At 73.7% G+C, this 12,554-nt stretch carries 12 protein-coding genes; 10 read left to right on the top strand and 2 right to left on the bottom strand.

What is annotated here, in order from left to right:
- Positions 1–103 precede the first annotated feature (103 nt).
- The 6 genes from AB0K67_RS40085 to AB0K67_RS40060 all read left to right on the top strand — a co-directional run bounded on the left by AB0K67_RS40085 (position 104) and on the right by AB0K67_RS40060 (position 7,374).
- Positions 104–802, top strand: a complete 699-nt coding sequence (locus tag AB0K67_RS40085) for an ABC transporter ATP-binding protein (RefSeq protein WP_364070763.1) — start codon at positions 104–106, stop codon at positions 800–802.
- A complete protein-coding gene (locus tag AB0K67_RS40080; RefSeq protein ID WP_364070761.1) occupies positions 799–3,102 on the top strand; it encodes an FtsX-like permease family protein in 2,304 nt (767 codons plus the stop codon). Before AB0K67_RS40085 ends, AB0K67_RS40080 begins: the two co-directional genes overlap by 4 nt.
- A gap of 144 nt (positions 3,103–3,246) precedes the next feature.
- A complete protein-coding gene (gene uppS, locus AB0K67_RS40075) occupies positions 3,247–3,969 on the top strand; it encodes a polyprenyl diphosphate synthase (protein WP_364070759.1) in 723 nt (240 codons plus the stop codon).
- Positions 3,966–5,378, top strand: a complete 1,413-nt coding sequence (locus tag AB0K67_RS40070; RefSeq protein WP_364070756.1) for an oxygenase MpaB family protein — start codon at positions 3,966–3,968, stop codon at positions 5,376–5,378. Before uppS ends, AB0K67_RS40070 begins: the two co-directional genes overlap by 4 nt.
- Positions 5,379–5,742: 364 nt before the next feature.
- Positions 5,743–6,990 (top strand): Na+/H+ antiporter NhaA, encoded by a 1,248-nt coding sequence (gene nhaA, locus AB0K67_RS40065; RefSeq protein ID WP_364070753.1) that lies wholly within the window; start codon positions 5,743–5,745, stop codon positions 6,988–6,990.
- A 27-nt stretch (positions 6,991–7,017) separates the two neighbouring features.
- Positions 7,018–7,374 (top strand): metalloregulator ArsR/SmtB family transcription factor, encoded by a 357-nt coding sequence (locus AB0K67_RS40060; RefSeq protein WP_364070751.1) that lies wholly within the window; start codon positions 7,018–7,020, stop codon positions 7,372–7,374.
- A 100-nt stretch (positions 7,375–7,474) separates the two neighbouring features.
- On the opposite strand, the gene AB0K67_RS40055 is transcribed toward AB0K67_RS40060, so the two are convergent.
- Entirely contained in the window at positions 7,475–8,854 is a 1,380-nt protein-coding gene (locus tag AB0K67_RS40055; protein WP_364070749.1) for a pyridoxal-dependent decarboxylase, read from the bottom strand.
- A gap of 96 nt (positions 8,855–8,950) precedes the next feature.
- Entirely contained in the window at positions 8,951–9,325 is a 375-nt protein-coding gene (locus tag AB0K67_RS40050; RefSeq protein WP_364070747.1) for a VOC family protein, read from the bottom strand.
- A 126-nt stretch (positions 9,326–9,451) separates the two neighbouring features.
- Here AB0K67_RS40050 and chrA point away from each other — a divergent pair, with 126 nt between their 5' ends.
- The 4 genes from chrA to AB0K67_RS40030 all read left to right on the top strand — a co-directional run bounded on the left by chrA (position 9,452) and on the right by AB0K67_RS40030 (position 12,537).
- The gene (gene chrA, locus AB0K67_RS40045; RefSeq protein ID WP_364070745.1) at positions 9,452–10,606 is read left to right on the top strand and encodes a chromate efflux transporter; all 1,155 of its coding nucleotides are present in this window, start codon (positions 9,452–9,454) and stop codon (positions 10,604–10,606) included.
- A 36-nt stretch (positions 10,607–10,642) separates the two neighbouring features.
- Positions 10,643–11,389, top strand: coding sequence for a MarR family transcriptional regulator (locus AB0K67_RS40040; protein ID WP_364070743.1), 747 nt, complete (start codon positions 10,643–10,645; stop codon positions 11,387–11,389).
- A 34-nt stretch (positions 11,390–11,423) separates the two neighbouring features.
- Positions 11,424–11,780, top strand: coding sequence for a MerR family transcriptional regulator (locus AB0K67_RS40035; protein WP_364070740.1), 357 nt, complete (start codon positions 11,424–11,426; stop codon positions 11,778–11,780).
- A 142-nt stretch (positions 11,781–11,922) separates the two neighbouring features.
- A complete protein-coding gene (locus AB0K67_RS40030; RefSeq protein WP_364070738.1) occupies positions 11,923–12,537 on the top strand; it encodes a TetR family transcriptional regulator in 615 nt (204 codons plus the stop codon).
- Positions 12,538–12,554 lie beyond the last annotated feature (17 nt).

Genomic DNA, 12,554 nt, shown 5'->3' with positions numbered 1-12,554 from the left:
GCAAGCGCGTGCGGGCCCGCACTACCTCCTGAGGATGACATCGGGGCCGGATTACATCCGCAGGCCGATGCCCGCCCGGCCGGGCCGTTTGTAGCCTCCTGCCATGACAGCCGGACGCGAGGTCGTCGTAGAACTCGACCAGGTACGCAAGCACTACGGCGAGACGGTGGCGCTGGACGGCGTCTCGCTGGAGATCCGCGCCGGTGAGGCGGTCGCGGTGATGGGACCGTCCGGCTGCGGCAAGTCGACGCTGCTCAACCTTATCGCCGGGCTCGACCGGCCCAGCTCGGGCCGGGTCGTCGTGCACGGCGAGGACCTGGGCGCCATGAACGAGACCGGCCTGGCGCTGTTCCGGCGCCGCCGGGTCGGCATGATCTTCCAGTTCTTCAACCTGATCGACGACCTGTCCGCGCTGGACAACGTGGCGCTGGCCGCCCAGCTCACCGGCACGACCGCCGCCCAGGCGCGGCGGCGGGCGCTCGACCTGCTGGACGAGCTGGGCATCGCGGGCCGGGCCCGGATGTATCCGGCGGTGCTGAGCGGCGGCGAGCGCCAGCGGGTGGCCGTGGCGCGCGCCCTGATGAACCGCCCGGCCGTGCTGCTGGCCGACGAGCCGACCGGCGCGCTGGACAGCCACTCCGGCGAGCAGGTCATGGACCTGCTGCTCGACCTGCACCAGATCGGCCAGACCCTGCTGCTGGTGACCCATGACGAACGGCTGGCCGAGCGGTGCGCGAGCCGGGTGGTCGAGCTGGCCGACGGCAGGGTCACCGCCGAGCGGACGCTGGAGTCGTCCCGGTGAGCGCGGTCTGGGGCATCGCGCTTGCGGCGGTGCGGCGGCGCAGGTTGCAGAGCGCGATCCTGGCCGTGGTGGTGCTGTGCTCCACGGTGGCGATCGTGGTGGCGCTCGGCCTGCTGGAGGCGTCGTCGGGGCCGTTCGACCGGACGTTCGCCGCGCAGCGCGGGCCGCACGTCGTGGCGACCTTCGACCGGGCGGCGGTCTCCGACGCACTGCTCGCGGAGACGGCGCGCAGGCCGGGGGTCGAGGCGGCGGCGGGGCCGTACGGGCAGAGCGTGGTAACGGTCGCGGACACCCGGCAGAGCCTGCCGCCTGGACCGCTCACGGTGGTCGGACGTCCGGGGCCGGGCGGCCCGGTGGACCGGGTCGAGCTGTGGGCGGGCCGGTGGGCCGAGCGGCCCGGCGAGATCGTGGTGAACCGGCCGGTCGATCCGGTCTTCGGCGACCTCGTCGGCGCCGCCGTCCAGACCGTCGAGGGGCTGCGCTTCACCGTCGTCGGCCTGGCCTCCAGCGTCACCAGGACGGCCGAGGCGTGGGTCGCGCCCGCGCAGATGGAGGCGATGAAGCCCGCGTCCGCCCAGATGCTGTACCGGTTCGTCGCGGCGGAGACGGCGGCCGAGGTGCGCGCGGCCACGGCGGCCGTCACCGCGGGGCTGCCGCCGTCCGGTGTGCTCGGCACGCAGTCGTATCTCACGGTCAAGCGGGACGTCTCGCGCGCGGCCGAGGCGTACCTGCCGTTCCTGGCGGGGTTCGGCCTGCTGGGGCTGCTGGTGGCGGTGCTGATCGTGGCCAACGTCATCAGCGGCGCGGTCGTCGCCGGGCAGCGGCAGATCGGCGTGCTCAAATCCCTGGGGTTCACCCCCGACCAGGTCATGGCCGGCTTCCTGATGATGGTGCTGCTGCCGGCGTTCGCCGGATGCCTCGCCGGAACGGTGCTCGGGGCGCTGGTCTCGCAGAAGCTGCTTGACCTCGTGTTCGCCGGGATCGGCGCGGCCATCGGGCTCGGCATCGGCTGGCCGGTGTACGTAGCAGCGCTGCTCGGCGTGCCGGCCGTGGTCGTGCTGGCCGCGCTCGTGCCCGCCTCCCGCGCCCACCGGCTGCCGGCCGCCGAGACCATCCGCGCCGGCAGCGCGCCCAGGCCGGGACGCGGGCAGGCGGTCCAGCGCCTGCTGTCCGGCAGCCGGCTGCCCCGGCCGGTGAGCCTGGGCCTGGGCCTGCCGTTCGCCCGTCCGGGCCGTTCGGCGATGACGCTGGCCGCGATCGTGCTCGGGGTGGCGGCCGTGACGCTCGCCACCGGGCTGTTCCAGACGATGACCGCGTACGGCGACACCGCGCAGCGCGTCGGCCGCGTCCACTCCATCGTCCATGTCGGACGCCCCGGCCAGGTCAGGCCCACGCTGGACGACGCCGCCATCGAGGCGCTGCTGCGCTCCCGGCCCGGCGTCCGCCACGTCACCGCCAACGCCTGGATCGACGTGCGGCTCCCCGGCCTGACCAGCCGCAGCATGGCCCAGTTCCTGCGCGGCGACGCCGCGAGCCGGGGCGACGTGGTGGTGGCGGGCCGCTACGTAGCCGGACCGGGCGAGGTCGCCGCGCCCTCGGCGTTCATGAGGCGCTTCGGGCTGCGCGTCGGCGACCGGCTCACGCTCGCGCTCGGCGGCGCCCGCACCCAGGCCACGATCGTGGGCGAGGTCATGGACGCCGCCGACGACCTGATCATCGCGAGCTGGTCCACGCTGACCGCGCTCGACCCCGCGGGCCGCGCCACCCAGTACGAGGTGGGGCTCGCCCCCGGCACCGACGTCGAGCGGTTCAACGCCGCGGTCAAGGCGGCCGAGCCCGGCCTGTATCCGCGGGCGAAGTCGCAGGCCGATCAGCACAGCGTGGCCGTCATCGGCGCGGCGGCCCTGTTCACCGTGCTGCTGGGCACGGTGGCGACGCTGGGTGTCTTCAACACCGTCGTGCTCACCACCCGCGAGCGCCGCCGCGACCTGGCCATGCTGAAGTCGATCGGGATGACGCCGCGCCAGGTGACGCTGATGACGGTGACGTCCATGGCACTGCTGGGCGTCGTGGGCGGCCTGGCCGGCCTGCCGATCGGTGTGGCCTCGCATCGGGTCGTCGTGCTGGCCATGCTGGATGCGGCCGGGCTGGGCGCGCCCGCGATGCTGCTCGACGTGTGGCGGGTCGCGGCGCTGGCCGCGCTGCTGGTGGCGGGCGTGGCGATCGCGGTGCTGGGCGCGTTCCTGCCCGCCCGGCGGGCGGCCCGGCTCACCATCGCCGGCGCGCTGCGTACCGAATGAGCGGGGCCGGCTTCCCTGCTCGGTTGCGCGGCACGGCGGCCAGGACTCGCCGATACCACCTTCCCGGCCGGGATCGAGGATATGCCGGACCCCCGCCGAACACATACAGTATTGGCGAGGTAACGTTCGGCTATAGGGGTGGTCATGGGTGTGCCGCGTCACGTGACGTGCGTGATGGATGGGAACGGCCGCTGGGCCGAGCAGCGTTCGCTGCCGCGCACCGCCGGTCACGAGGCCGCCGAGGCGGCCGTGATGGACGTCATCGAGGCGGCCCGCGCCGCCGGTGTCGGCTGGCTCAGCCTGTACGCGTTCTCCACGGAGAACTGGCGGCGGCCCGCCGGTGAGATCGACACGCTGATGCGGCTCGTCCGCCGCGCCATCCGCAAGCACGCGCCGGCGCTGCACGCGCGCGGCATCCGCTGCCGGTTCCTCGGCATGACAGATCCGCGCATCCCGGCCCCGCTGGTGGCCGACATCGCCGACCTGATGACGCTCACCCGCGACAACAGGAGCATGACGCTGACCGTCGCCTTCGACCACGGCGGCCGCCGCGACATCGTGCAGGCAGCCCGTTCGCTGATCAGGTCCGCGACGCCCGCCGACGAGGTCACCGAGGCGAGCTTCGCCGCGCACCTGCCCTACCCCGACACCCCCGACGTCGATCTCGTCATCCGCACCTCCGGCGAGCAGCGCATCTCCAACTTCATGCTCTGGCAGGTGGCCTACGCCGAGTGGGTCTTCCCCCAGGTGCTCTGGCCCGACTTCCGCGCCGCCCACTTCTCCGAGTGCCTCGACGTCTACATGCGCCGCCGGCGCCGCTTCGGCGACGTCCGCCCCGCCACCATGACAGGAAAGGACCCGCGATGAGCCACACCTCCACGCGGCGGGACGCCGACGTCTTCGGCCCAGACTCCCTGCTGCGCCCCCTGGTCCACGAGGCGCGCTGGGGCCTCGCGGTGCTCAGGGCCACCCTGCTGGAGGCCGCCCATCCGCAGATCGGCGCCGCGCTGATGGAGAACTCCACGTTCCTCACCCATCCGTGGCGGCGGCTGCGCAACACCGCGATGAGCGCGCGGCGGCTGCTCGACCCCGACCCGCGCGTACGCGACCGCGAGGCGGCCAGGATCAACCGCCTGCACGCCCGCATCGCCGGCACCGACGCTCAGGGCCGCCCCTACGACGCCTCCGACCGCGACGCGCGCGCCTGGGTGGTGGCCACCCTGTTCGACTCGACGGTGACGATGTGCAGGCTGAGCGGCGACGCGCTCGACGCCGATGCGATGCGGCGGCTCTACGACGAGCACCGCACGTTCCTCGCGCTGATCGACGGCACCGCCGACCACCTGCCCGCGACGCTGCGGGAGTTCTGGCCCTACTACGATCACGTGGTCGAGCACGTCCTGGAGAACAACGAAGCGGTGGGCGTCATCCTCTACCGCCTGTTCACCGGCATGCCCGCGCCTCCCGTGCTGCGCGGCCATCCGGCGATCTGGGCGGCGGGCCGGGCCGTGGCGAGCCCGCTGGCCACCGCGATCACCATCGCGTCGCTGCCCGAGGCGTTCAGCCGCCGTGTCGCGCTGCCCGACCTGCCCGGGGCCCGCACGCTCATGCAGACCACCTACCTCGGGGCCGCGCTCGCCACCCGGCACCTGCCGCAGAGCTGGACGCGGGTCGACTTCCTCATGGGGCTGCTCGACCCCTCCCACGACGGGCCGTGGGAGACGCTCCGGCGGCAGGCGGGCAAGGCCGCCGCGCTCGTCCGGCTGCTCACCCCGGCCGGCGACGACGGCGGCTCCCAGGCGACCAGGTCGGCCGACCGGTTCTTCACCGAAGTCCTCGATCAGACCGGCGACGGCTGCCTGCGCTGGCCCGACCTCGCCGCCATGGCGCGCGAGATCGCCACCCGGCTCGACCTGGGCGAGCGGGACGAGGAGCGGCTGTTCCAGGCGTACGCGGCGTGGTGGAGCGAGCTGCAGGCGGCGCTCGACAGCGACGGCGACGGCCGGATCACCCGCGACGAGTACGCCGCAGCGGCGGCCCGCCTGCCCGGCACCGGCCTCATCAAGATCGCCGACGTGCTGTTCGACGTCACCGACACCGACGACGAGACGATCGATGCCGAGGAGTACCGCGCTCTGTTCCGCACGGCCTTCCACCGCGACCTCGAGGGCGGCGGCGACGGCTGTTCGCGCAGCGCGTTCGTCCGGCGGTTCGTCTCCTTCATGTCCGGCCAGCAGCACTCGATCGCCTACACGTCGCTGCTCGCCTCGGGCTGATCAGGGAGGGGTGGAGAAAGGCCCGGCGCGGGCGGATCTGGGCGATCCCCGCACCGGGCAGCCGGTGACCACGGCCGGTGCCGCGGCCCGGGGTGGATCGGCGCGGGCCGGACGCGGCCGAGGCTCGCGCGCGGTGGTCACCGGCTGCCCGGTGCTGCGGCCCGGGTGGATCGGCGCGGGCCGGAGGCGTCTCAGGCTCGCTCGCGCGCGGTGGCCGGGGCAGCGGCCGGTTCACCGGCGGGCGTGCTCGCCCGGGAGCCGACCTGATGTTTACGTTTTGCGCGCTTTGGTAGGTTCTTGGGTGGTGTGCCGGGAAGCCTGGTCGGCGATTGTCCGACCTGTCCCCTGCCACGAGCGGAGTTTCATGCCCGGCACCCCGACCACGTCATCCCGCCCTGCCCGCAAACTGCTCGACCGCAGCACCTGGCCCGAAGCCCGTCGCATCGCCGCCATCCTCCGCAAGGAGACCATCGGCGGCGCGCTGCTGCTGGTGGCCGCCCTCGCGGCGCTCGTCCTGGCCAACTCTCCGTGGGCGCGAACCTACGAGGAGCTGCGCGCGTTCGAGGTGGGCCCCGCCGCGCTGCACCTGCGGCTCGACCTGGCCACCTGGGCCGCCGACGGGCTGCTGGCGATCTTCTTCTTCGTGGCGGGGCTGGAGCTGAAACGCGAGTTCGTCGCGGGCGACCTGCGCGACGCGCGGCGGGCCGCGGTGCCGGTGGCCGCCGCCTTCGGCGGCGTGCTGCTGCCCGCGCTGGTCTACCTGGCGATCGCCGGCGGCGCGGGCGGCGCTCAGGGCTGGGCCATCCCGACCGCCACCGACATCGCGTTCGCGCTCGCGGTGCTGGCCGTGATCGGGCGTTCCCTGCCGGAGGCGCTGCGGACGTTCCTGCTGACGCTGGCCGTGGTGGACGACCTGATCGCCATCGTGGTCATCGCCCTCTTCTACACCTCGCACCTCGCGGTGCTGCCGCTGCTCGCGGCCCTGGTGCCGCTGGCGGTCTTCGCGCTGCTGGTACGGCGCGGGGTGCGGGCCTGGTGGCTGCTGCTGCCGGCGGCGTTCGCCACGTGGGCGCTGGTGCACGCCTCGGGGGTGCACGCCACCGTGGCCGGGGTGCTGCTGGCGCTGACCGTCCCCGTCGCGGCACGTGACGGAGCCGAGGCGACCGGGCCCGCCGAGCATTTCGAGCACCGCTTCCGGCCGATATCGGCGGGCGTCGCCGTGCCGGTCTTCGCGTTCTTCTCCGCCGGGGTGTCGCTCGGCGGGCTCTCCGGGCTCGCGGACACGCTGACCGAGCCGATCGCCCTCGGCATTCTGGCCGGCCTGCTGGTCGGCAAGCCGCTCGGCATCCTGGGCGCGACGTGGCTGGTGTCCCGCTTCACCCGTGCCACGCTGGACGAAGGGCTCGGCTGGATCGACATGGCGGGGCTCGCCGTGCTGTCCGGCATCGGGTTCACCGTGTCGCTGCTGATCGGGGAGCTGGCCTTCGGCGCGGCCGGGGCCGAGCAGGTGAAGGTCGCGGTGCTGACCGGGTCGCTGGCGGCTGCGGTGGTGGCCATGGTGATCCTGCGGTTGCGGGCCCGCGTTCACGCCGCCGCGTCTCCTATCATTTAGACCGTCATCGAAACAGAGGGGGGAGCCATGACCGCGTGCTGCGCGCCCATCACCCGCGAGCCGATCTCGGAGGGTGCGGCCGCCGAGGCCGCGGTCCTGCTCAAGGCCGTCGCCGACCCCGTACGGCTGCGTCTGCTGTCGATGATCGGCTGCCATCCGGGCGGCGAGGCGTGCGTGTGCGATCTCACCGGCGCCTTCGATCTGACAGCGCCGACGATCTCGCACCACCTCAAGGTGCTGCGCACCGCCGGGCTCATCGATGGTGAGCGGCGCGGCACCTGGGTCTACTACCGGATCGCGCCCGAGACGGTGAGCAAGCTGGGGGCGCTGTTCACTCCGCTGGCCGAAGCCGCTCAAGCACGAACGGAAGCCGCCCCGGCCTGAGCCAGGCCGGCCCCGCTTGAGCCGGGTCCCCGTCCTGGCGCGAGGTCGCCTCCGCCCGAGCTGATACCTGCTCGGGCCCAGTCCGCTCACGTCCGAGCGGTCAGCCCGCCGCGCGTTCCAGGGCCTTGGCCACGCGGTCCACGTCGGCCTCGGTCGTCCGCCAGTTGGAGAACGCCGCCCGCAGCGCGGGGACGCCCGCGTACTCGGTGGTGGTGAGCAGCGCCTCGCCGGTTTCGGCGACCGCGCGCGCCACCTCCGCGATGCGCTCCGGGGCGGAGGCGAGCGTGAAGCAGACGACGTTCAGCCGGACCGGGGCGAGCAGCCGGTAGGCGGGCATGGCGGCCAGCCGTTCGCCGAGCCGGGCGGCGAGCGCGATGTCCCGCCGGACGATCTCCGCGTGCCCCTCCCGCCCGTACGCGGCCAGCGTGAACCAGGCGGGCAGCGCCCGCAGCCGGCGGGAGTTCTCCGGCGTCAGGTGCAGGTAGTCGGGCCGGTCGCCGAGCGGGCCGAGGTAGGCGGCGGAGTTCCGAAAAACGCGCGCCTGCAGGTCGCGGCGGCGGGTGAACTGCACCGCGCTGTCGTAGGGGACGTTCAGCCACTTGTGCAGGTCGAGGCAGATCGAGTCGGCCGCGCCCAGCCCGTCGACCAGGTGGGCGTGCTCGGGCGAGAGCGCCGCGAACGCGCCGAACGCGGCGTCCACGTGGAGCCAGAACGGATACCGCTCCCGCAGCGCGGCGACCGCCCGCAGGTCGTCGAAGTCGGCGGTGTTGACCGTGCCGGCGTTGGCGACCACGATGGCGGGCTCGCCGTCCAGCTCGCGCAGCGCCGCTTCAAGCCGTTCGACGTCCACCGCCTCCCTGCCGGGCAGCGCGCCGACCCGCCGCAGCGCCGACCTGCCGAGCCCGAGCACCGACAGCGCCTTGCCGACGCTGGAGTGCGGCGTGCCGGACAGCACCCGCACCGGACCGAGCGCGGCCAGGCCCTGCTCGGCCACCGAGACGCCGCGCCGCTCGCCGATCCACTCGCGGGCGATGGCCAGGCCGGTGGCGTTGGACATGGTGGCGCCGCTGACGAACGCCCCCTCCTGCTCGGCGGGCAACCCGAGCAGGTCGCGCAGCCAGGTGACGGTCTCGCGTTCGAGGTCGGCGGCCGAGGAGTCGCCGCCGCTCGCCGCGTTCTGGTCGTAGGCGCTGGTCAGCCAGTCGCCGGCGAGCGCGGCGGGCGTGCTGCCGCCGGTGACGAAGCCCAGGTAGCGGGGGCCGGGGCTGGCCGAGAGGCCGGGCTCCCAGCGGCGTTCGAACGCCTCCAGCGCGCCCCGCGTCCCCTGGCCGCGCTCGGGCAGCGCGACGGGCTCGCGCGGCGCAGGCGGCGGCCCGACCGGCCGCTCCCCCACCCCTGCCAGGAACCGGGCGGCGCGCTCGCGCGCCTCGTGCAGCAGGACGGGCAGGTCGGCGAGGTCGTCACTCAGTCGCTGGTCCATGAGGACAGCGTAAGGACGCGACCGCGACGGCGATCGGGAGGGCGGTCGGGCAGGCCGAAGCGGGGCGGAGGGCCGACGGACCGGCGAGGCGGCGGGTCAGCGGGGCTCGAACAGCTCGACGAGGTTGCCCGACGGGTCGGCGAGCAGGATCTGCCGCCCGCCGGGACCCGAGACGACCTCACTGCGGAACGGCACGCCGCCCTCGCGCAGCCGCTTGATCTCGGCGTCGAGGTCGTCACAGACGAGGTGGATGCGGTTGCGCCCCGCCGGGGTGCCTTCCGGGGTGGCGCGGGCGCCGGAGCTGGACGGCCCGGACAGCAGGAGCCGCAGCGGCCCGCGTACGACGTCGGCGAACGCGGGCACGACCGCGATGCGGACGGTGAAGCCGAGATGGGTCGTGTAGAAGTCGACGGCCGCCTGGACGTCGTCGACGAGGTAGCGGACGCCGGCGTACTGCTCGGGTGCGGCCATGACGGTGCCTCCTGACGAGGGTCCGACGCGGTGGGGCGGCGCCCGGCCGGGGCCGCCGGTTGAGACAGTACATCAATCTGGTTTGATGTACTAGCAAGCGCCGATGCAAGGGAAGGACGGGCAGGGGTGGACGAGCACTCCGGCGGGGACCGGACGGGGCGGGCCGGGGAGGTGGCCCTGCTCTTCCTGAAGCTGGGCACGATCGCCTTCGGCGGCCCGGCCGCGCACACCGCGATGATGCGCGATGAGCTCGTACGCCGCCGCGGCTGGGTGACCGACGAGCGCTTCGCCGACCTCATGGGCGCCACCAACCTGATCCCCGGCCCCAACTCCACCGAGCTGGCCATCCATCTGGGCCACGACCGGGCGGGCAGGCGTGGCCTGATCCTGGCGGGGGCGTGCTTCATCCTGCCCGCCGCGCTCATCGTCACCGCGCTGGCCTGGGCGTACGTCACCTACGGCGGCACCCCGGCGGTCGAGGGCATCCTGTACGGCGTCGTCCCCGTGGTGATCGCCATCATCGCCCACGCCCTGTTCGGCCTGCTGAAGACCGTGATCAAGTCCTGGTGGCTGGGTGCGGTGTCGGTCGCGGCGCTGGCGGCGTACCTGCTGGGCGTCAACGAGCTGCTGATCCTCGCGGCCGGCGCGCTGCTGGCCGCCGCCGCGCACCTGCCGCGCTCGCGCGAGGGCCTGCAGGGGCTGCTCGCCGCGCCCGTGCTCGCGCTCGGCGGCGCGCCCACGTTCCCCGACCCGGCCGGGGGCCAGCTCGCCCAGCTCTTCCTCACCATGCTGAAGATCGGCTCGGTGCTGTACGGCAGCGGCTACGTTCTGCTGGCCTTCCTGCAGGGCGACTTCGTCGAGCGGCTCGGCTGGATCACCTCGCAGCAGCTCACCGACGCCGTCTCGGTCGGCCAGGTGACGCCGGGTCCGGTCTTCACCACGGCCACGTTCGTCGGCTACCTCGTCGCCGGGCCGGCCGGCGCGTTCCTCGCGACCGTGGCGATCTTCCTGCCGTCGTTCGTCTTCGTCGGCCTGCTCACCAGGATCACGAGCAGGCTGCGCGCATCACGGTGGACGTCCGCGCTGCTCGACGGCGTCAACGCCACCGCGCTGGCGCTCATGGCCGGGGTGTCCCACGAGCTCGCGCGCACCGCGCTCATCGACCTGCCGACCGCCGCCATCGCGTTGATCAGTCTGGTGCTGCTGTGGCGTACCCGGCTGAACAACGCCTGGCTCATCGCGGGCGGCGCCGCGATCGGCCTGGCGCACTCCCTTCTCTGACTGATCGAATCATTTTGATGTATGTTGAGACATACGATGAGTGACACTCCCCCGCCGCCGGACTTCCTGCGCCTGACCGGCCACCCGGTGCGGTGGCGGCTGCTGAGCGAGCTGGCGCGCGGCGACCGGCAGGTCCGCGAGCTGACGGCGCTGGTCGGCCAGACGCAGGGCCTGACGTCGTACCATCTCGGCCGGCTGCGCGCGGGCGGGCTGGTGACCATGCGGCGCAGCTCGGCCGACAAGCGCGACACGTACTACAGCCTCGACCTCGCCGCCTGCCGCGACCTGCTCGTACGGGCCGGGGCGGCGCTGCACCCGGGCCTGCGCATGATCCCGGCCGCGCCGCCCCCGCCGCCGGACGGCTCGGCCGCGCCGCCGCCCGTCCGGGTGCTGTTCCTGTGCACCGGCAACAGCTCCAGGTCGCAGATGGCCGAGGCGATCCTGCGCCATCTCGGCGGCCCACGGGTCGAGGTCGCCAGCGCGGGCAGCGCGCCCAAACCGCTGCACCCCGACGCCGTCCGCGTCATGCACGAACGCGGGCTCGACATGACCGGCCACCGCCCCAAGCACCTCGACGAGCTCGCCGGCCGGCGCTTCGACCGGGTGATCACCCTGTGCGACCGGGTGCGCGAGGTGTGCCCCGAGTTCCCGGGGGCCCCGGAGGTGACGCACTGGAGCCTGCCGGACCCGGCCGGCGAGGGCGGTCATGCGGCGTTCGTCCGTACGGCCGACGAGCTCACCACCCGCATCCGGTTCCTGCTGCACACCTTCTCCGCCGTTTGACGTGGAGTGCACTCCAACACCTAGCGTTCGTCCCATGAGCGACGGACATGCACTCAAGCAGGAGCCGCCGGCCCTCACGATCACCCAGGTCGCCGCACGTACCGGCCTCTCCGCCGACACACTGCGCTATTACGAACGGGCCGGGCTGATCGAACGGGTCGCGCGCACTCCCCACGGCCATCGCAGCTACGCGGCCTCCGACCTCGGCTGGCTGGAGTTCCTGATCCGGCTGCGCGAGACCGGCATGTCCATCAGCCGTATGCAGCAGTACGCCCGGCTGCGCAGCAGCGACGCCAGCGCCACCTGCTGCGGCGAGGCGCCGAGGCGGGCGGCGACGTCGCTCAGCGTCCGCAGCGGGGTGAAGCCGCCGAGCGGGAAGAACGCGGCGTAGGCGGTGATGCCCAGCTCGACCACCTCGCGCGGCACGACGATGGCCGCGTCGGGCTCCTTGGGCGAGCAGAAGACGCCCGGGCCGGCCGGCTGGCGCTCACGACGTAAATCAAAAGTTAGTTACTTGCGCTAGAGTGATCCGCATGGCCACGAACGCCTCGCGATCTTCACGCCCCCGCGACAGCGCCGCCACCAAGGAGCTGCTGCTCGCCGCGGCCACCACCGAGTTCGCCGAGCACGGCCTGGCCGGCGCCCGCATCGACCGTATCGCCGAGCGGGCCGGCGCCAACAAACGCCTGCTGTACGTCTACTTCGGCGACAAGGAGCAGCTGTTCGACGCCGTGCTGCGGCGCCAGATCGGCGAGCTGGCCCGCGAGACGCCGCTCATCGACGGCGACCTCGTCGCGTACGCCGGCGCCCGATTCGACTACATGCTCGCCCACCCGCAGACCGCCAGGCTCGCCGCCTGGCGCCGCTTCGAGCAGGGCGAGCCCGGCGAGGCCGAGATCGAGGGCTACCGCGCGAAGGTGGAGGCGGTCGCCGCCGCGCAGCGCGAGGGCCGCATCGACGACCGCCTGCCCGCGGTGGACCTGTTCGCCATGGTGCTGCGCCTGACCGAGAGCTGGCTCGACGCCCCACCCGCGCTGGCGGCGGTCGCGGGCGACGATCCCCGCTCGGCCGGACGGCTCCGCGAGCATCGCGCCGCGCTCCTCGAAGCCGTCCGCCGCATCACCGCGCCACGCCCGAAGAACGCCTGACCGCACGGCGTCTTCAG

The organism is Nonomuraea sp. NPDC052634 (assembly GCF_040678535.1).
GTDB classification, from domain to species: Bacteria; Actinomycetota; Actinomycetes; order Streptosporangiales; family Streptosporangiaceae; genus Nonomuraea; species Nonomuraea fastidiosa.
This window is presented reverse-complemented; position numbering and strand designations above follow the sequence as displayed.

Bases quoted from the DNA above. Each gene is read 5' to 3' on its own strand.
- AB0K67_RS40060 (WP_364070751.1), top strand. From the start codon at position 7,018: ATGACCGCGTGCTGCGCGCCCATCACCCGCGAGCCGATCTCGGAGGGT.
- uppS (WP_364070759.1), top strand. From the start codon at position 3,247: ATGGGTGTGCCGCGTCACGTGACGTGCGTGATGGATGGGAACGGCCGC.
- nhaA (WP_364070753.1), top strand. From the start codon at position 5,743: ATGCCCGGCACCCCGACCACGTCATCCCGCCCTGCCCGCAAACTGCTC.
- AB0K67_RS40085 (WP_364070763.1), top strand. From the start codon at position 104: ATGACAGCCGGACGCGAGGTCGTCGTAGAACTCGACCAGGTACGCAAG.
- AB0K67_RS40055 (WP_364070749.1), bottom strand. From the start codon at position 8,854: ATGGACCAGCGACTGAGTGACGACCTCGCCGACCTGCCCGTCCTGCTG.
- AB0K67_RS40040 (WP_364070743.1), top strand. From the start codon at position 10,643: ATGAGTGACACTCCCCCGCCGCCGGACTTCCTGCGCCTGACCGGCCAC.
- AB0K67_RS40035 (WP_364070740.1), top strand. From the start codon at position 11,424: ATGAGCGACGGACATGCACTCAAGCAGGAGCCGCCGGCCCTCACGATC.
- AB0K67_RS40030 (WP_364070738.1), top strand. From the start codon at position 11,923: ATGGCCACGAACGCCTCGCGATCTTCACGCCCCCGCGACAGCGCCGCC.
- AB0K67_RS40050 (WP_364070747.1), bottom strand. From the start codon at position 9,325: ATGGCCGCACCCGAGCAGTACGCCGGCGTCCGCTACCTCGTCGACGAC.
- AB0K67_RS40070 (WP_364070756.1), top strand. From the start codon at position 3,966: ATGAGCCACACCTCCACGCGGCGGGACGCCGACGTCTTCGGCCCAGAC.